Source organism: Pseudoduganella buxea (assembly GCF_009720835.1).
In the GTDB taxonomy this organism is placed as follows: domain Bacteria; phylum Pseudomonadota; class Gammaproteobacteria; order Burkholderiales; family Burkholderiaceae_D; genus Rugamonas; species Rugamonas buxea.
On the sequence record NZ_WNKZ01000031.1, the window covers coordinates 30090 to 49898 of the forward strand.

General features: G+C 66.8%; 13 protein-coding genes. 6 read left to right on the forward strand and 7 right to left on the reverse strand.

Going from position 1 to position 19809, the window contains the following annotated elements; genetic code table 11:
• The first annotated feature begins 342 nt into the window (after positions 1–342).
• From GM672_RS28335 to GM672_RS12535, 3 genes are all read left to right on the forward strand, one after another.
• Entirely contained in the window at positions 343–2790 is a 2448-nt protein-coding gene (locus tag GM672_RS28335; protein ID WP_229417706.1) for a CehA/McbA family metallohydrolase, read from the forward strand.
• A gap of 393 nt (positions 2791–3183) precedes the next feature.
• Entirely contained in the window at positions 3184–6120 is a 2937-nt protein-coding gene (locus GM672_RS12530; protein ID WP_170300042.1) for a ligand-binding sensor domain-containing diguanylate cyclase, read from the forward strand.
• Positions 6121–6317: 197 nt separating this feature from the next.
• The gene (locus tag GM672_RS12535; protein WP_155470868.1) at positions 6318–7289 is read left to right on the forward strand and encodes a zinc metalloprotease; all 972 of its coding nucleotides are present in this window, start codon (positions 6318–6320) and stop codon (positions 7287–7289) included.
• Between the two features lie 17 nt (positions 7290–7306).
• Here the strand turns inward: GM672_RS12535 and GM672_RS12540 are convergent, their stop codons facing one another.
• Together GM672_RS12540 and GM672_RS12545 are read right to left on the reverse strand one after the other, a co-directional pair.
• Positions 7307–9007 (reverse strand): methyl-accepting chemotaxis protein, encoded by a 1701-nt coding sequence (locus GM672_RS12540; protein ID WP_229417707.1) that lies wholly within the window; start codon positions 9005–9007, stop codon positions 7307–7309.
• 161 nt (positions 9008–9168) lie between these two features.
• Entirely contained in the window at positions 9169–9348 is a 180-nt protein-coding gene (locus tag GM672_RS12545; RefSeq protein ID WP_155470869.1) for a hypothetical protein, read from the reverse strand.
• A gap of 96 nt (positions 9349–9444) precedes the next feature.
• On the opposite strand from GM672_RS12545, the gene GM672_RS12550 reads away from it, so the two are divergent.
• Positions 9445–10413 (forward strand): IS1595 family transposase, encoded by a 969-nt coding sequence (locus GM672_RS12550; protein WP_155470870.1) that lies wholly within the window; start codon positions 9445–9447, stop codon positions 10411–10413.
• Positions 10414–10537: 124 nt separating this feature from the next.
• Here the strand turns inward: GM672_RS12550 and GM672_RS12560 are convergent, their stop codons facing one another.
• Both GM672_RS12560 and GM672_RS12565 read right to left on the reverse strand, forming a co-directional pair.
• On the reverse strand, positions 10538–11089 hold the full coding sequence (locus tag GM672_RS12560) for a hypothetical protein (protein ID WP_155470872.1): 552 nt from the start codon (positions 11087–11089) through the stop codon (positions 10538–10540).
• A 58-nt stretch (positions 11090–11147) separates the two neighbouring features.
• On the reverse strand, positions 11148–11879 hold the full coding sequence (locus tag GM672_RS12565; protein ID WP_155470873.1) for a class I SAM-dependent methyltransferase: 732 nt from the start codon (positions 11877–11879) through the stop codon (positions 11148–11150).
• 237 nt (positions 11880–12116) lie between these two features.
• Between GM672_RS12565 and GM672_RS12570 the strand changes: the two genes are divergently transcribed.
• A complete protein-coding gene (locus GM672_RS12570) occupies positions 12117–12578 on the forward strand; it encodes an Hsp20/alpha crystallin family protein (RefSeq protein WP_155470874.1) in 462 nt (153 codons plus the stop codon).
• 90 nt (positions 12579–12668) lie between these two features.
• On the opposite strand, the gene xdhB is transcribed toward GM672_RS12570, so the two are convergent.
• Genes xdhB through GM672_RS12585 form a run of 3 tightly spaced genes read right to left on the reverse strand, consistent with a single transcriptional unit; the run spans position 12669 to position 17833 of the window.
• Positions 12669–15023 (reverse strand): xanthine dehydrogenase molybdopterin binding subunit, encoded by a 2355-nt coding sequence (gene xdhB, locus GM672_RS12575; RefSeq protein WP_155470875.1) that lies wholly within the window; start codon positions 15021–15023, stop codon positions 12669–12671.
• Positions 15020–16504, reverse strand: coding sequence for a xanthine dehydrogenase small subunit (xdhA, locus tag GM672_RS12580; protein WP_155470876.1), 1485 nt, complete (start codon positions 16502–16504; stop codon positions 15020–15022). The genes xdhB and xdhA overlap by 4 nt, the downstream gene beginning before the upstream one ends.
• A 27-nt stretch (positions 16505–16531) precedes the next feature.
• Positions 16532–17833, reverse strand: a complete 1302-nt coding sequence (locus tag GM672_RS12585) for an NCS2 family permease (RefSeq protein ID WP_155470877.1) — start codon at positions 17831–17833, stop codon at positions 16532–16534.
• A 557-nt stretch (positions 17834–18390) separates the two neighbouring features.
• Between GM672_RS12585 and GM672_RS12590 the strand changes: the two genes are divergently transcribed.
• Positions 18391–19746, forward strand: coding sequence for a uracil-xanthine permease family protein (locus GM672_RS12590; RefSeq protein ID WP_155470878.1), 1356 nt, complete (start codon positions 18391–18393; stop codon positions 19744–19746).
• The last annotated feature ends 63 nt before the right edge of the window (positions 19747–19809 follow it).

A 19809-nucleotide genomic window follows, 5' to 3' on the forward strand; every position in this document is an offset into this window, starting at 1 on the left:
AAGCAGCGCAGTCGAACGACGAATTTTGCATTTGAACACCTATATTTTCGGTATGACTGCATTGCTTGGGTAAGGCCCGCGATCCTGCCACATTCTCGTGCCGGCGCGGGCAGCCGCCGGGTAGCGCCCAGTGCTTTGCTTATTCCGCGCATTTTGAATCTCCTGTCCCTGCCTGATAAATCTATCAGGCTCGTGTCTCATATTTCCAAAAGAATAATCGAGCACCTTTCAATTCGATTGTCCCGTCACGAACTTGTCATGCATGATTGCGACAATCCGGCTGCCCAGTTATTGGAAACCATTAAGGAAATCATGCGTCGCACACAGATTTTTGCAGGTCTTTTGTTGATTGGCGGCCGCGTTTGCGCCGGCGAACTCGATCACCGGGAATTCGAAGCAACCCTCCACGTCCCCTATGCCACACAAGCCGTGGCCCAGGGCACGGACAAGTCGCGGGCCAGCGCCGGCGCCCGTACCTTTACGCTCGACTTCAGCTATCCGCACGTCGAGCAGCCGCACGACGTCAGCTGGCGCCTGGAACTGGTGGCCCCTGGCGGCCAGGTGGTGCAGCGCTGGGATGGCGTGCAGCGCCTGTTTCGCAAGGCCGTGGCCGTAACCGTGCGCTGGCCTGGGCGCGGTGCCGACGACCGCCTGCCGGACGGCATCTACCAGGTGCGCATGCGCGCGGCGGCCCATCCGGCCACGCGCGGCAACGGCGACGCGAGTACCGCCGCTATCGAGGATGCGCTGGCCCATGCCGGCGACGAGATGATCGAGCAAAGCTGGGATCTCGCCCTGGGCACGCCGCCCGCGATGCGCATGCCGGCATTCCGGGCCCTGCCGTCGCCCGGCATGGCGCAGGCCGGCGGCGACGTTGCCGTGGCGACGGCGGCGCCGGCACCGGCCGCGCTGCCGTACACGGTGTACTACGGCAACCTGCACAGCCAGACCAATCACAGCGACGGTGGCGGAGCCCTGGCCAGCTGCGGCGGCGCCCAGGCACCCCAGTCGGGCGCGCAAGGGCCGGCCGAAGCCTTCGCGTATGCGCGCAACCGGGGCCTGGATTTCCTCGTCGCGTCCGAACACAACCATATGTACGACGGCTCGGACAGCACCAACACGTCCGCCAATCCAGCCACCGCCCGTGCGCTGTACCAGTCCGGGCTGGCCGCGGCGGCCGACTTCAACGGCAAGTACCCCGGCTTCCTCGGCGTCTACGGCCTGGAGTGGGGCGTCATCAACAACGGCGGCCACCTGAACATCTTCAATTCGCCCGAGCTGCTGCAGTGGGAAGTCAACAGCGGCGGCCAGCTGCTCGGCGACACGCTGACGCCGAAAAACGATTACGCCGCGCTGTACACCTTGATGCGCCAGCGCGGCTGGATCGGCCAGTTCAACCATCCGTCGTCCAGCGGGCAGTTCCTCGTCAACGGCGTCGCCCTGGGCTACAGTGCCGACGGCGACCAGGCCATGGCCCTGTGCGAAGTGCTCAATACGTCCGCGTTCTCGACCAACACGACAGAGACGGAAACGGGGCGCAGCAGCTATGAGGGCGCCTGCAACAAGGCGCTGGAGGCGGGCTTCCACGTGGCGTTCAGCACCAACCAGGACAATCACTGCGCCAACTGGGGCGCGTCCTACACCAATCGCACGGGCGTGTTGATTCCGAACGGCGCGCCATTGACGCAGGCGAGCTTCATCGACGCACTGCGGGCGCGCCGGGTGTTCGCCACGATGGACAAGAATTCGCAGCTGGTGCTGACGGCGAACGGCCACGTCATGGGCGAACGCTTCACCAACAGCGGGCCGTTGACGCTGGCTGTCGAATTCGCCAACAGCGCCGGCAAGGCGGCGTCGACGGTGTCCCTGGTCGAGGGCGTCCCGGGCCGAAACGGCACCGTCAGCGTGCTGTCGACCAGCCCCACCACGACCATCACCCCGGCGCCGGGCGAACACTTCTACTACGCCAAGGTGACGCAGAGCGACGGCAACATCCTGTGGTCGGCACCGGTCTGGGTGACGCAGACGGCCGGCGGCGACACCAGTGCGCCCACCGTGTCGGCCGCGGCCAGCGGCAGCAGCGGCACCATCGCCTTCACCGCCAATGCCAGCGACAACGTGGGCGTGGGCCGGGTCGATTTCTACGTGGATGACGTCCTGAAGGGTACGGACAGCACGTCGCCGTACATGCTCAGCTTCAATTCCACCGCCCTGAGCAACGGCAGCCACAGCCTGACGGCGACGGCCACCGATGCCGCCGGCAACCTCGGCAGGTCGGCGCCCGTCACCTTCAGTGTCAACAATGCGGGCACGCCGCCCGCCGGCGCGCAGCTGGTGCAGAACGGCGGCTTCGAATCGGGCGCCACGTCGTGGAGCGCCAGCAGCGGCGTCATCACGGCGAACACCACGTATCCGGCGCACGGCGGCACGTGGATGGCACGGCTGAACGGGCAGGGTGCGGCCCGCACCGACACGCTGTACCAGCAGCTGACGATTCCGTCCACGGTCAGCAAGGCAACGCTGTCATTCTGGCTGCGCATCGCCTCCAGCGAAACCACCACCAGCAGCGCCTACGACACCCTGAAGGTGCAGGTGCGCTCCAGCACCGGCACGCTGCTGGCCACCCTGGCGACGTATTCGAACCTGAACAAGGGCAGCAGCTATGTCCAGCGCAGCTTCGACCTGAGCGCCTACAAGGGCCAGACCGTGCGTGTCCATTTCGAAGGCAAGGAAGGCACCACCTTGGCCACCGCCTTTGTCGTCGACGACGTGCTCGTCACCACGCAATAGCCTGGCGTTCTGTTGCGCAATTGCAACTATCCGGCAGCCGCGGCGCGCCGTCGTCCTTGCAGTGGCTGCTGCTGCTTGCACGGACGGTAGGGCACCGGTCGGGGCACTCGGCGGCTCCGTTTCCCTGGCATTACTGGACAGCATTCGCCGCCCAGCCGGATGGACGGGACATTGAACGGCGGTTTATCAGCCGTCCATGCCGCCGTCGCGGCGCCGCCAGCGCATGAAAAGCCGAAACTGACCGGCTATCTTCGGTATAGTGAGCGCTGTTTCTATAAATCACTATGCGATATGCCCTCCGTATCACGGGTCTTCCTTGCCTGCGTGTTGTGTCTCCTCGGCTGCTTAGGTAGCGTCGCCGCGTCGGCACCCGCGCCGCAGCCGTGGGCCGCGATGGGCCACATCTCGTTTCGCAACCACGCCGATCCCGTCATTTCCGGAGCGATGGCGATGGCGCAGGACAGGGATGGCTTCCTGTGGCTGGGTACCCAGATGGGCTTGCTGCGGTGGGATGGCCAGCGCATGCGCAGGCATGTCGCGGACCCGGGCAAGGCCGATGCCATGCCGGACAACTATGTCCTGAGCCTGCACATCGCGGCGAATGGCACGCTGTGGATCGGCACCAGCGCCGCCGGCCTGGTGCGTTACGATCCGGTGCACGACGCCTTCGTCCGCATGCCGCGCCTGCGCAACGTCCGCGTCTCCGCATTGGCCGACGATGGCGCGGGCGGGCTGTGGGTCGGCACCGGGGCCAGCCTCGAACGGGTCGCGGCGGACGGCAAGGTGTACGCCGCCGCCACGCATTCCGGGACCGGGCCCACGTTTGCCGACACGGGCGTCGATCAACTGCGTCGCGACCGGCATGGCGGCCTGTGGGTGGGCACGCGCAGGGGCTTGTGGTACGGCCGCACGGCCGAAGCGCCCTTGCAGCGGGTCGGCCTGGCAGCGCCGGGTGGGCGCGAACCGGCCATCAGCGCGATCGTCGAGGACCATGCGGGACGGCTGTGGATCGGGACGCGGGTGCATGGCGCCTTCGTGATTCCGTCCCCCGGGGCCAAGCCGGTCGCGGTCGTCGAGTCGCCGTCCGGCGGCACCCTCGATGGCGAGCGCGTCTTCTCCATCGTGGAGAAGTCGGACGGCGTCATGTGGCTGGGCATGGAGGCCGGCGGCATCATCGAAGTCGACGTGGCCACGGCAAGAACCCAGCGCATCCGGCACCGGCCGGACATCCCGGACACCTTGCGGGACGACGATCCGATGGCGATGTTGCGCACGCGCGACGGCCAGGTGTTCGTGTCCACCGTCGATGCGCTGAGCCAGCACGACCCGCGGCCGCAAGGCGTCATCACCATCCGCACCCTCCCTGGTGTCGACAAGCTCAGCGTGCCGGCATTGCTGGCCCGGCCGGACGGCCAGGTCTGGATGGGGCTGACGGCCGGTGCCATCGCGCGCGTCGACCCCGTGGCCGGCATGATCGGCACGATCTCCGTGGCGCGCCGCCCGGGCGGGGCCGGCCTGCCGAAGGGCAGCATCCTGGCGCTGGCCAACGGCCCGCACAATACGGTCTTTGTCGGCACGCAGCAAGGCCTGTACATGGTGGACGGGGACGGCAGCGGTGTACGCCGGATCGCCATTCCGGAGCGCCCGGCCGAGGCGCCCGTGTATGCGCTGGCGGCGCGCGCTGGCGTCGTGTGGGTCGGCGGCCTGGACGGCATCTGGGCCATCGGCGCGGCGGACAGCCACGCGCCCAAGCTGCTGCGCCATGAGGACAGTGCGCTGGGCGACCGGCGCGTGACGGCCATCCTGCCCATGCCGGACGGCGACGTCTGGGTCGGCACCCGGGCCGGGCTGGCGCGTGTAAAGGGGGCCGGGCCCGGTGCCGAAGTCATGCCCACCAGTGCCGTCGATCCGACCCGCCTGCCGAACGGCTATATCACGTCGCTCCATGCGGATGCGCATGGCCGCCTGTGGGTCACCAACTTCTCCGCCGGCGTCGCCGTACTGCTGCGCACCGACGCGGACGGCCGGCGCTGGTTCCGCCGCTTCACCACTACCGAAGGGCTGCCGGCGAACGGCGTCAGCGCCATGGTGGACGACGGCGCCGGCGGCTTGTGGTTCAGCACGGACATTGGCATGGCAGGGCTCGACACGACGACGTTCGCGATCCGGCGCGTCGGCAGCGCCGACGGGGCCAATATCGCTGCCTTCTGGACGGCCGCGGGCGTTCGGGATACGCGGGGCAACCTCGTGTTCGGCGGCCTGAACGGCGCGAGCGTGCTGCGTCCGGGACGGCTCGATACGGCGCGCGGCACGCCGCCGCTGGTGGCCACGCAGCTCAGTCTGGGTGCGCGCGAGATGCCGGCCTGGTCGTTCAACCGCCATGGCGCCCCCGTCAGGCCGCTGGCGATAACGCCGGCGCAGCGGGAACGCGGCTTGTCGGTCGAATTTGCCGCACTGGATTTCGGGCTGGCCGCCGAACGCCGCTATGCCTACCGGCTCGACGGTTTCGACCCGGACTGGATCGACACGGATCCGACCATCCGGCGGGCCAACTACACCAATCTGCCGCCGGGCGACTATACCTTGCGCATGCGGTCCACGCTGGCGGACGGCAGCGGCGCCGTGGCGACCGGGTTCCCCGTCCACGTCGAACCGGCCTGGCACGAGCAGACGCTCGTCAGGATGCTGGAAGGCGCCCTGGCCGTCGCCGCGGTCGCGCTCTTGATGCGCGGCAGGACATCGCTGCTGCGCAAGCGCCAGCTGGAACTGGAGACTCTGGTCGAAGCGCGCACGAGCGAACTGCGCGCCATCCAGGCGCGGCTGGAGACGATGGCCTACGCGGATGCGCTGACGGGGCTGCCGAACCGGCGTCTGTTCAACGATGAATTGCGGCGCATGGCCGCGCAAAGCGAGCGCGATGGCGAACCGTTCGGGCTTCTGCTGATCGACCTGGACAAGTTCAAGGCCGTCAACGACAGTCTTGGCCACGACGCCGGCGACGCGCTGCTGGTCAGCGCGGCCCGCCGCCTGCCCGACGCCGTGCGGGCCACGGACAAGGTGGTCCGCCTGGGCGGCGATGAATTCGCGGTGCTGCTGGCCGCGCGCGTGGACGGTGCCGCCATTGCCGAGGTCAGCGAACGGATCGTGGCCGCGATGGCCCAACCGGTGCTGTACAAGTCGCACAGCCTGCAGATCAGTGCCAGTGTCGGCGCCGCCATCTTCCTGCCCCGCGCGTCGGACGTGGACACGATCTACAAGGCGGCGGACGTCGCGCTGTACCGGACCAAGCAGGCCGGTCGCAATGGCTGGACCCTGGCCGGCACACGTTGAAGCGAAGGCTTCCCGGCTTCGGCCGGGGCGGGGCATGCATGTACTTTCGCGACGCTAGTCCGTATAGTGGCGTTGTACGTACAAGTCGTTAAAACCTGCAAACTTTCAGTTTCCGGATCGAAACGTGGTTTGAAGCGTCGATTGAACGTACAACGCACCCGCCCGCAGTCAAGTATCGAGGAGGTTCTATGCTTCGGATGTCCCGCACTACCAATGCCGCGCTGTCGCTGTCGATGTGCCTGCCGCTGGCGCTGTCATGTTCGCTCGCATGGGTCGGCACGGCCGCCGCCCAGGACGCCACGTCGCTGCGCAAGGCCAACCGCACGACGGCCTCGCTGGCCCTGGCCTCGCGCCAGAACGCCGTCGACCTGGGCTTCGAGGCGTTCAAGAAGAAGGTGTTCAAGGAGCCGTTCCCCGGTGGCGTGTACATCGTCAACGGCGACACGCCTATCCTGGACGAGGCCGAACTGCGCGAGTTCTATACGAAGGAGATCGTGCAGGAGTGGAAAAGCACGCGCTTCGGCCTGCCCGCGGGGGCGGGGCCGACGATCCAGCTGATCGTCGATGCACCGGGCGGCAAGCCCAATGTGTGGGACAACGTGGCCAAGAAGGCCATCAGCTACTGCGTCAGCAAGGGCTTCGGCGCGGATTACGAACGGGTCAAGGCGTCCATGGCGGCCGCCGCCCAGGCGTGGCAGGAGGCGTCGGACGTGCGCTTCGTGCACCGGCCCGAACTGGACGCCAAGTGCTCGGCCACGACGCCGGAGGTGGTCTTCGACGTGCGCCCTGTCAATGTCAACGGGCAGTACCTGGCGCGCGCCTTTTTCCCCCGTACGCCCCGGCCCCAGCGCAATGTGCTGATCGATGCCAGCGCGCTGAAACTGGAGCCGGGCAAGCTGACCCTGGACGGCATCCTGCGCCACGAACTGGGCCACACGCTGTCCTACCGCCACGAGCACACGCGGGCCGAATCGGGCAAGTGCTTCGAGGACAAGGACTGGGTGCCGCTGACGTCCTACGATGCCTTCTCCGTCATGCATTACCCCCAGTGCAACGGCCTGGGCGACTGGTCGCTGACCTTGACAAGCCTGGACAAGACGGGCGCGGCCTGCCTGTACGGTCCGGCACCGGGTTTCGTGCTGGACCCGGCCCAGTGCCCCAAGCTGTAAGCCGGGGCTGAGCCGGATCAGCGGGCCAGTGCCAGCCGCGCCGGGCCGGCGGCCTGTCCGCGCAGGCGGAAACTGCCCACCGCCTGCGTCAAGCCGCTGGCCTGTTCGCGCAGGCTTTCGGCCGCCGCTGCTGCCTGTTCGACCAGGGCCGCGTTCTGCTGGGTGATCGCATCCATCATCGACACGGCCCGGTTCACTTCCATGATGCCGGTGGTCTGCTCGGCGCTGGCATTGGTGATGCCGGCCATGATAGCTTCGAGCTGGCGCACGGCCTGGACCACCTGGTTCATCGTCTTGCCGGCCTCATCGACCATGCGGGCACCCTGTTCCACCCGGCCCGTCGAATCGCCGATCAGTTCCTTGATTTCCCGCGCCGCCGCGGCGCTGCGCTGGGCCAGGTTGCGCACCTCCGACGCGACGACGGCAAAACCGCGGCCCTGTTCGCCCGCGCGCGCCGCTTCCACGGCCGCGTTCAGCGCCAGGATATTGGTCTGGAAGGCGATGCCGTCGATGACGCCCGTGATATTGCCGATGCGGGTCGAGCTTTCGCGGATCGACCCCATCGTGTCGACCACCTTCGACACCTGCTCACCGCCCTGGGCCGCGATGGCCGAGGCGTTCGCGGCCAGCCGGTTCGCTTCGCCGGCATCGGTGGCATTGCGCTGCACGGTCTGCGTCAACGATTCCATCGAGCTGGCCGTCTCCTCCAGCGAGCTGGCCTGCGATTCCGTCCGTTCGGACAGGTCGGCGTTGCCCCGTGCGATCTCGTCCGTCGCCACGGCCATCTCGTCGGTACTGGCGTGGATCTTGCCGATCATGCCGGCCAGGTTGTCGTTGATGGTGGCAATGGCGCGCATCAAGGTGCCCACTTCGTCGTCGTGGGCCACGCGGATGTCCCCGGTCAGGTCGCCCTGGGCGATGCGGCCGGCCGACGCGGCGGCGCTGGCCAGGTTGCGCTGGATATAGCGGTACACCAGCAACAGGCACAGCACGATGGCGCCGACGGACAGGCCCAGCAGCACGACAGCCATGGCGAAGGCGGCGCGGGTTTCTCCCTCGGCCTGCAGCACGGCCGCCGACGTGCGGGCGTCCAGCATGGCCAGGAATTCATTCAGCGGCCGCATGATGCTGGCCTTGTTCTGGTGATAGGTGGCGTCGTGCATGATGCGCCGGGCCAGTTCCAGGTCCGGCGCGGCCTCGCGCGTGAAGCCGCCCTTGCCGTCGTCGAAGCGGCCCTTGACGGCGTTCATGGCGATCACTTCCGTCTTGACGAGCCCGTCCGAATTGGCCTGCGCCTCCTTCAGCTTGGCGAATTCCTGCTCCGTGAAGCCGGCTTCCTGCATCAGCTTCTGCAGGGCGACCGTCTGGCCGGAAGAGGGCGGCACGGGCGTGCCGCCCGCCACGAAGTCCCAGTAGATGCGCTCGTAGTTCTGCGGGCGCGCCTTGGTGCCGTTGCGGATGTCGAGGATGGCCATGTATTGCTGTTCATACGCTGGGTCGCCCGACACGACATAGGTGCGGGCCAGCCGGGTCAGGTCGTCCGAGCTCTGGCGCAACTCGTCGGCCAGCAGGTAGGACTGGTAGCGTCCCTGGCTTGCGGCCGTTGCGGCCGCCTCCTTGTCCGACACGCGCAGCATGGCCCAGAAGGTCAGCCCCGCCAGCGTCAAGGTCAGCAGGAAGGTGGCGATAAAAGCTTGTTTGATGGACAGGTGGCACATGGCGGTCTCGCTGACGGTTCGGATTGTGCTATGGGGCAACAGTAGCTCCACATCTGCAAGTTTGTCCACCATTTGCTGCGCAGCGGTAGCGTTCTGCTACGCATCTGTCGGCTCCCGCGCACACAGTTGGCAAGCCGCCATGCCCGGGCGGCATCGTCGGCTCAGTCCCGCGTCAGCATCCACCGCCGCGACGGGTAGTCGAGCGTGATGACATGCGCGCGCAGCGGCAACAGCCCCAGCACACCGACCAGCTTCACGGGCGAGCGGAAGCCCTGGTCCATGCAATAGGAGTCGCGGGCCTGCGCCAGCACGGCACCGGCCAGCGCCAGCGGTTTCTTCACGGTCGTTTCGAAAGGCGCTGTGCCCCGGTCGCAAGGAACTTGTTGGCTCGACCATTGTCATACCGTAAGTTGGCATGAACCAAGACGGAGGTGGGCATGGAAATCGACGAGTACCAGGCCGTACGGACGCAGTGCCTGGCGTGGCTGACCCGGCTGACCGGCGAACAAGGGGATGGCCTGCGACGGCTGTTCGAAGGATGTGCCTCGCTGGCAGACTGCCTGGCCATCATCGAGGAACGGGGCGCGCGCATGCGCTGTTGCCCCCACTGCGGCGCCGACAAGCTGTACCGTCACGGCATCCTGCGCGGCCTGCAGCGCTACCGCTGTCGCCAGTGCCGCCGCTCCTTCAACGCGCTGACGAAGACCCCGCTGGCCTTTATCCGGCTGCGCGAGAAATGGTTGCCGTTCCTGCAGTGCATGTTGGGTTCGATGACGGTACGCGCGGCAGCGGAAACAACCGGCATTCACCGCAACACGAGCTTTCGCTGGCGCCACCGCTTTCTTGCCATGGCCAAGGACGACCGGCCCAAGCCCTTGAGCGGCATCGTCGAGGCCGACGAAACGTATTTACTGGAATCGCAGAAGGGCGCGCGTCACATGACGCGGCCTCCCCGGCGGCGCGGGGGCCGTGCGAAAAAACGGGGCATCAGCGGCGAACTGGACTGCATCCTGGTGGCACGCGACCGGCAAGGGCGTACCTGCGATTTCGTGCCGGGGCGCGGCCCCGTCACGGCGGCGCAGTTGCAGCAGCATTTGTTACCCGTGCTGGACAAGGCCGTGCTGCTGGCCACCGATGCGGCGACAGCGTATCGGGAGTTTGCGAAAGATCATGGCATCGCGCACCGGGCCGTCAATCTGCGCCAGGGCGAGCGGGTGCTGGGGGAAATCCACGTCCAGAACGTGAACCGCTACCACGCCGTTTTCAAGACCTGGCTGATCCGCTTTCACGGCGTGGCCAGCCGCTACCTGCCCCACTACCTGGGCTGGATTCACGGGCTCGACTGTCGGCACCTGAGCACGCCGCAGCAATTTTTACGGGCTGCATTGTTCCCGGCAGGAAGCTAAATGCCGGTGAGACAGTTCACCGCGACCGGGTGACAGCGCCTTTCGAAACACTGCACGTCCTTGCCCCAGCTGTTCAGGCCGAACGGCCGGACCGGGCCGCCGGCCGTCAGCGGCGCGCCGTCCGTCAGCGCGGCCCATTCGCCGGCGTCCGTGGCGGCCAGGCCGAAGCGCACGGCACCCATGTCGAGCAATGCATAGCCAGGCGGCCCGCCGGCAACCTGGACTTCCACCAGCGGGTGGCCGCCCGTGGCCGCCCAGCGGGCATAGAACAGGGATGGGCAGCCGGGTTCGACGCCAATGTCGGCCCGGGGGAGAAGGCAAAGCGGGCATTACCCAGGTCCAGGGTCAAGGTGCCGTGCTCGAAGAAGGCATTGCCGACGGTGGCGACGGCCCGCAGCGCGCACACTTGCGGCGTTACGTAACGCACATTGCCGCCATCGGCCCAGACTTGCCTGCGGATGCCGGCCAGTTCGACCGTCAAGAGCCGTTTCGCCGTTGCGCCGTCCGCCGCGCCGGCCCACATCAGCTCGCCGTTGGCGCCCGTGTCCAGTTGCACCAGGCAGGGCGCGCCGTCGATTCGCGCGGGCAGGAACAGGGCCACCGGCTCGGGCGGGCCGCCGGCAAAGCTGTCGACATGCCAGGTAAAGGGCTGCCACGCGGGTGCCGCGGCCTGCATCGGCAGGCCCCAGCAAAGCAGGGCAGAAAGGGTAGCAAGGGCTGCCCGGTGCACGGCCTTATTTGCGCAGCACGACGATGCCGGCTTGGTGCTTGGAGAACAGTACGGTGGCCATGCCGACCAGGGTGCGCATGCCCGGCAAGCCAAGCAGCTTGCCGAGCAGGCCACGCTGCTGTTGGCGGTAGAGGGCGATATACAGGTAGGACGCATGCGGATGGACGGAAAAGGCGCGGAAGCCGACCTTCTTGCCTGCGCGAATGATCTTGGCGGGATGCATGTCACGTTCCGTTACGCCGAACTCGGCCATCACGGCCTGCGAGCGCCGCTCGTGGCCCCGGCCCGGTTCGGACGTGATGCAGATGCCGCCCGGCTTCAGGGCTTGCCAGGCGCTGCGAAGGGCGCCCACTTCGTCCACCGCGTGGTGCAGGCAGTCGAAGAAGACGACGACGTCGAACTCCTCCTTGAACGCGAGCGACTCGTAGTCGCCCACGACGAAGTCCAGCTTGGTCACGCCATTCTGGTGTTTCAGCTGGCGGCCTGCTTCGATTGCCTCCGGTACCAGGTCCTGGCCGACGACGTCGTAGCCCCGCTTGGCGAACAAGACGCTGGTCCAGCCGGTACCGCAACCCATGTCCAGCAGGCGCCCGCCCTCGGGCATCAGGCCCATCATGGCTCCCAATTCCATCAGGTACAGGCCGCACTGGCTGTCGGACCACGGCTTGTGGGCGGCGTGCTGCATGCCGGCTGCGCCAATCTTCTTGAAGTAGTCGTGTTCGCCTTGAGTGGCCATGGCAGTGGAATGAGTGAAAGAGGCCGTATTCTAAGTGAAAGTTGCCAGATAAGAAAATCTGCGCCCGAGCGACCATAAATCCAGGCCCGCAGATTTGATGTACCTCAAACTTTTATGCGAAAGCTTCGCTACGCTATGAGCATCAAGGCCGGCATGGCGTTGTCACCCGGCCGGGCCGCGCCGCGACCGCCGACCGCGGCCGGCCTGTGCATCCAGATCGGCAACCAGGAGGAAATCATGGCGAATTTTCTGACCCGTTTCGATCCGTTTACGGACCTGGCAACCTTCGCGCCGCTGCGCGAAATGGACGACGTGTGGCGTGACATGCGCCGCCGCTACCAGCTGTTCGACGATGTCGAATCGGCCGGCATCCGCCTCGACGTCGCGGAAAACGACAGGGAGTACACGGTCTCGGCCGATATTCCCGGCGTCAACAAGGAGGACATCAAGGTCGACGTGCAAGGCAACCGGGTGTCGATTGCCGCCGAAGTGCGCCGGCAGAGCGAAGTGAAGGGCGACGGCCAGGACCGCGACAAGGTGGTGCGCAGCGAGCGCTACGTCGGCCGCCAATACCGCAGCTTCACCCTGGAGCATGCGATCGACGACACGGCCGCGGTCGCCAGGTATGAAAACGGCGTGCTGCAGCTGACCTTGCCGAAAAAGGCCAACGAAGGCGCCCGCAAGCTGCAGATTAACTGATGCATCACCCGTGGCGGCAAGCCACGGCGACAGCGGCGGCCACCCGGGCCGCCGCTTTTCCTTGCGCCAGCTTCCGCCTGGCGGAACCCGTCAGGCCGGCTCGACCAGCTCCCGCACCGCTTCCACGGCGTCGAGGATGGCTTCACTGGTGGCCGGTGCCCGCAGCGGCGGGTTGAAGCGGTGTTCGCCCACGGCCGACACGGCATCGCGGATGGCCAGGAACACGGAGAAGGGCAGCAGCAGCGGCGGCTCGCCCACGGCCTTGGAACGGTGGATGCTGTCGAAGACGTTGCGGTTCTTGAACAGCTGCACATTGAAGTGATCCGGGCAGTCCGACACGCCGGGGATCTTGTAGGTGGAGGGCGCATGCGTCATCAGCTTGCCCGCCTTGTTCCACCACAGCTCCTCCGTCGTCAGCCAGCCCATGCCCTGCACGAAGGCGCCTTCGACCTGACCGACGTCCAGCGCCGGGTTCAGCGAATTGCCGGCATCGTACAGCGCGTCGACCTTCAGCAGCTTCCATTCGCCCGTCAGGGTGTCGACCACCACTTCCGACACGGAGGCGCCGTAGGCGTAGTAGCCGAAGGGGTTGCCCGTCATCGTCTCGCGGTCCCACGACAGGCCCGGCGTCGCATAGAAGCCGTCGGACCACAGCTGCACCCGTGCCAGGTAGGCCTTCTGCACCAGGTCCGGGAAGGTGGTGATGATCTCCCCGGCGTGGACCATGCCGTCGGCGAACTGCACGTCGGCCACGCCGCAGCCGTAGGTCTTGGCGGCGAAGTTGCGCAGGCGGTTCGACAAGGTGGCCGCCGCATCCTGGGCGGCCTTGCCGTTCAGGTCCGCGCCCGTCGACGCGGCCGTGGCCGACGTGTTGGCGACCTTGCTGGTGTCCGTGGCGCTGGCGCGCACACGCACCAGCGGGATGCCCAGTTCATGGGCGACTACCTGGCAGACCTTGGTGTTGATGCCCTGGCCCATTTCCGTGCCGCCATGGTTCACCAGCACGGTGCCGTCCGTGTAGATGTGCACGAGGGCGCCGGCCTGGTTGAAGTGGGTGACGTTGAAGGCGATGCCGAACTTCACCGGCGTCAAGGCAAGGCCCTTCTTGAGCACGGGGCTGCCGGCGTTGAAGGCTTCGATGGCGGCGCGGCGTGCGCGGTAGCTGCTGGACTCTTCCAGCTGGGCCACCAGTTCGTGGATCACGTTGTCGACCACCTTCTGGCCGTACTGCGTGACGTTGCGGCCTTCCTCGTCATTGCGGCCGTAGAAGTTCACGCGGCGCACGTCCAGCGCGTCCATGCCGAGGTTGCGGGCGATCTCGTCGACGATGTACTCGATGGCGATGGCCCCCTGCGGCCCGCCGAAGCCGCGGAAGGCGGTGTTCGACTGGCTGTTGGTCTTGCAGGCCATGGCGCGGATGTCCACGTCGGACAGGTAGTAGGTATTGTCGAAGTGGCAGATGGCGCGGGTGGCGACGGGCGCCGACAGGTCGGCCGAGAAGCCGGCGCGCGACAGCATTTCCACCTTGGCGGCCGTGATCAGGCCCCGCTCGTCGTAGCCCACCTGGTATTCGTAGTGGAAGCAGTGGCGCTTGCCCGTGACCATCATGTCGTCGTCGCGGTCGGCGCGCAGCTTCACCGGGCGCTTCAGGGCCGCGGCGCAGATGGCGGCGCAGGCGGCCCACAGCGCGGACTGCGACTCCTTGCCGCCGAAGGCACCGCCCATGCGGCGGCATTCGATGACGACGGCGTGCGACGGGTAATGCAGCGCATGCGCGACCACGTGCTGCATCTCGGTCGGGTGCTGGGTCGAGCAGTACACGTGCATGCCGTTGCCTTCCTTCGGCAGCGCATACGAGATCTGGCCCTCCAGGTAGAACTGCTCCTGGCCGCCCACCTTCAGCTTGCCCGTCAGGACGTGCTTCGAGTTGGCGAAGGCCTGCTCGGCGTCGCCCCGCGTCAGGCGCATCGGCGGCACCACGAAGGAGGCCGCGTCGCGCGCCGCCTCGGGTGTCAGCACGGCCGGCAGTTCCTCGTAGCCGATGACGGCCTTGCGCGCCGCGTGGCGGGCCTGGTCGTGCGTGGCGGCGACGACGATGAAGACGGGCTGGCCCACGTATTCCACCTTGTCGACGGCCAGGATCGGGTCGTCGTGGATGATCGGGCCGCAGTCGTTGGTGCCGGGGATGTCCTTGTGCGTGTAGGCCGCGACCACGCCCGGCATGGACAGCACGGGTGCCAGGTCGATCGAGACGATGCGCGCGTGCGCCACGGTCGACAGGCCAAGGGCGGCATGCAGGGTGCCTTGCGCCTCGGGGATGTCGTCCGTGTAGGTCGCTTCGCCCAGCACGTGAAGGATGGCCGATTCGTGCGGGTGGTTGCGGCCCACTTCGGCCCAGCCCTGGGCCGCGCCGGCCGTCATGAACGCTTCGTTTTTGCTGTTCATGCTGCGTTTTCCTTGTAGGCGAATGCGTTGATCGAGGTGGTCGGCAGGGCCGCGTCGGGGCGCGTCTCCAGCCAGAAGCGGCGCAGCAGGTTCTGGGCCGTCTTCATGCGATAGCTGGCGGTGGCGCGCATGTCCGTCAGCGGCGTGTAGTCCTGGGCCAGGGCCGTCATGGCTGCCTTCAGGCTCGCCTCGTTCCACGGCTTGCCGTTCAGGGCCGCCTCGGCCAGCGGCGCGCGGCGCGACGTGGCGGCCATGCCGCCGTAGGCGATGCGCGCTTCCCGCACCACGCCGTCTTCCACCGTGAAGGCATAGGCGGCGCAGACGGCCGAGATATCCTGGTCGTAGCGCTTGGCCAGTTTATAGGTACGGAACTGCAGGCCCGGGCGGGGCAGCGGCACGCGCACGGCCTCGACGAATTCGCCCGCTTCCCAGTTCTTCTTCATGTAGTCCAGGTAGAAGTCTTGCAGGGGCATGGCGCGCTGGCCACGGTCGCTGCGGAGCACGATCTCGGCGCCCAGCGCGATCAGCCACGGCGCGGAGTCGCCAATGGGCGAGCCGTTGGCGACGCTGCCGCCCAGCGTGCCCGTGCTGCGGATCGGTTGCGAGGCGAAGCGCTGCCACATCTCGGTCAGCGAATCGTTCTGGTACAGGTCGCACACGGCCTGGTAGGCGTCGTCCAGCGACACGGCCGCGCCGATTTCCAGGAAGCCGTCCGCCTGCGCCATGCGGTGCAGCTCGCGCACCTGGCGCACGTAGATCACGTCGCCCAGGTTGCGCATCTGCTTCGTCACCCACAGGCCGACGTCGGTGGAGCCGGCCAGGATGGTCGCGGCGGGATTGGCGGCCCGTACTTCGGCCAGTTCGGCCAGGGTACGGGGGGCATGAAAGGTCTGGCCGTCGTGGCTGTAGCTGAACATAACGTCTCGTTGCAGGGTCTGCAGGGCCGCCACCAGCGCGGCCCGGTCGAATTGCACGGCGGGCAGCTCGCCCATGCGGTGCGCGGCGTCGATGATGGGCCGGTAGCCGGTGCAGCGGCACAGGTTGCCGGACAGGGTCTCGTCGATCTGCTTGCGGCACAGGGGTTCGGCCTGGCCCTCCTGCTTCAGGTACAGGCTCCACAGCGACATGGCAAAGCCCGGCGTACAGAAGCCGCATTGCGACCCGTGGCATTCCACCAGCGCTTCCTGCACGGGGTGCAGGGCGCCGTCCGGCTGGCGCAGGTCCTCGACGGAGAACACGGCCTTGCCGTCCAGCGTGGGCAGGAACTGGATGCATGAATTCACATTGCGCATTTCCAGCTGGCCGTCCACCAGCGAGCCGACGACGACGGTGCAGGCGCCGCAGTCGCCTTCGGCGCAGCCTTCCTTGGTGCCCGTGCAGTGCAGGTCCTCGCGCAGGTGCTGCAGCACCGTGCGGGTGGGCGAGACGGACCTGACCTCCTGTACGCGCCCTTGAAAATAGAAACGAATCGGTTCAGACATTCACAGCTCCAGTAGTTCGTGCGTGGTTCAGCCGGCGATGTAGATGGTCTTGAACAGGAACACGCCGGCGATGCTCCAGATCATGCCGCTGACTTCGCGGTATTTGCCGGTCAACAGTTTCAGCCCGGCGTAGCTGATGAAGCCAAGGGCCAGGCCGTTGGCGATCGAATAGGTGAACGGCATCACGAGGGCCGTGATGACGGCCGGGACGCTTTCGGTGGTCTCGTTCCAGTTAATCTCCGTCAGTTCGCGCAGCATCAGGCAGGCTACGAAGAACAGGGCGGGCGCGGTGGCATAGGCCGGCACGACGCCGGCCAGCGGCGCGATGAACAGGGCCAGCAGGAACAGCACGGCCACGGTGACGGCCGTCAGGCCCGTGCGGCCGCCGGCCTGCACGCCGGCCGCGCTTTCGATGAAAGCCGTGGTGCTGGAGGTGCCCAGCACGGAGCCGGCGATGATAGCGCCGGAATCGGCCAGCAGGGCCTTGTTCATCCCGACGGGCATTTTGCCGTCCTTCATCAGGCCGGCGCGCTGAGCCACGCCCATCAGGGTGCCGGTCGCGTCGAACAGTTCGACGAGGAAGAACACCAGCACGACGGTGACGAGGCCGTGCGAGATGGCGCCGATGATGTCCATCTTGAACACGGTCGGTTCGATCGACGGTGGCAGCGACACGACACCGTTGAAGGTATTCCCGGCGAAGAAGAAGGACAGGATCGTCACCGTCATGATGCCGATCAGGAGGGCGCCCGTGACGCGCAGGCGGTCCAGCGCGACGATGACGAGGAAGCCCACGACGGCCAGGATCGGCTCGGGCTTGTGCAGGTCGCCCATGGTCAGGAAGGTGGCCGGGCTGGCGACGACGATGCCCGAGTTCTTCAGCGAGATCAGCGCCAGGAACAGGCCGACGCCGGCCGGAATGGCCGTGCGCAGCGACGGCGGGATGGCCGACATGATCTTTTCCCGGATGCGCAGCAGGCTGACGATCAGGAAGCAGCAGCCCGAGACGAAGACGGCGCCCAGCGCCGCCTCCCAGGGGAAGCCCATACCCTGCACGACGCCATAGGCGAAGTAGGCGTTCAGGCCCATGCCGGGCGCCAGGCCGATGGGGAAGTTCGCATACAGCCCCATGATCAGGGTGCCGATGGCGGCGGCCACGCAGGTGGCGACGAACACGGCGTCCTTGGGCATGCCGGCATCGCCCAGGATGGAAGGGTTGACGAAGATGATGTACGCCATCGTCAGGAAGGTGGTGAGGCCCGCCAGCACTTCCGTGCGTACGTTGCTGCCGTTGGCGGTCAGCTTGAAGTATTGATCAAGAAAGTTCATATGATTGTCTCGGTTTAGTTTTTATACGCCCGAAATTCCTTCGCCCCGTGGAAGGAAAAATATGGCGTGCCGGTCTGGCGCACCACCAATATCGTTCATGGCCCGCCTCCAGTCTTATGCCCTGGCGCATATAACGTATTTGTTTCCTCATATATAAGGCTGTTACGCCCGGGACAGCTGGAGAATGCGTATTTACAAGGTCGCGCGTCGCCTTGCATCCTGCAAGTGAAACTGTGTCATTTACGCAATGCTTGGCCGTCGGTACACACAAATTGTATACAAAATGCGTTGACATCCAATCCCGCTCTGGGCACCATGGGTCGCATTGGACGCCGTCGCAGAACGGCGCGGCATATAACAGCATCCTGGGGGGGAGCCTCCTCGCGCCGCCGGCACGCATCCGTGCCCGGGGCGCCGGCGCCACGCCGCCCGCCGTACCACGGCGGCGGTCGCGCCGGAGCGACATCCCGCACCGCCACCGGCACCAGCAGACGACACGATCCGCGCCGGCCAGCTGCCAGGACCAGCAGTACCGACAAATCATCATGGAGACAAACATGAACAACCTGCTCTACCAGGTGGACGACCGTCCGCCGCTCGTTACCACCGTCCTGCTGGCGGCCCAGCACATGCTGGCCGCGCTGGGCGGCATCATTGCCGTGCCGCTGGTGCTGGGCGCCGTGCTGAAACTGCCGGCCGACCAGATCGTCGCGCTGGTCAATGCGGCGCTGCTGGGTTCCGGCGTCGTCACCATCATCCAGTGCAAGGGCGTCGGCCCCGTCGGCATCCGCCTGCCCTGCGTCATGGGCACCAGTTTCGGCTTCGTCGGCGCGGCCATCACCATCGGCTTCGAACACGGCGTGCCGGGCATCCTGGGCTGCTCGCTGGCCGGCTCCGTCATCATGATCGTCGGCAGTTTCTTCATGCCGCAGATCCGCAAGCTGTTCCCGCATACCGTCACGGCCGTCGTCGTGACGATGATCGGCCTGTCCCTGATCCCCGTGGCGATCGACTGGGCCGCCGGCGGCAAGGGCAGCCCCGCCTACGGCGCCCCCGTCAACCTGGGCATCGCGCTGTTCGTTCTGGTGCTCGTCATCGGCCTGGTGCAGTTCGGCCGCGGCATCATCTCGGCCGCCGCCGTCGTCATCGGCATGAGCATCGGCTACGCCGGCTGCATGGCCTTCGGCCTGGTCGACTTCAGCTCCGTCAGGCAGGCCGCCGTGTTCGCGTTGCCGCAGCCCCTGCACTACGGCATGACCTTCCCCATCAGCGGCATCTTCGCCATGAGCCTGGCTTATGTCGTCACCATTGTCGAAACGACGGGCACCTTCATGGCGCTCGGCACGGCCACCAATACCAAGATGCGCGGCAAGCTGCTGTGCCGCGGCGTGCTGTGCGACGGCGTCGGTTCGGCCTTCACGTCGATCCTCGGCAGCCCGGCCGTCTCCACCTTCGCGCAGAACGTCGGCGTGATCTCGCTGACGGGCGTGGCCAGCCGCCACGTGGTGGCATTGACGGGCGTGTTCCTGGCGCTGGCCGGCCTGTTCCCCGTGCTGGGCGCCCTGGTCGTGACGATTCCCCAGCCGGTGCTGGGCGGCGCCGGCCTGATGATGTTCGCCATGATCCTGGCCGCCGGCGTGCAGATGCTGGCCAAGGTGGAGCACAACAAGCGCAATGGCCTGATCATCGCCGTCTCGCTCGGTTGCGGCCTGGCCGTCACGGGCCGCCCGGAACTGCTGTCGAAACTGCCGGCCATCGTCAACGAGATCTTCGGCTCGGGTATCACCACGGGCGCCATCGTGGCCGTGGTGTTGAACCTGGTGCTGCCGGGCCGCGAGACGGAAGCCAGCGATGACGAGGCGGAAGAGGAAGTACCCCAGCCGATGCTGGTCAAACACCTGGGGGCCGCGTAAGCTTGTGGGCCGTTCGATAATGGACGGCCCTTTTTCTGACATTGTTTCCGCAGTGCCCGTGCA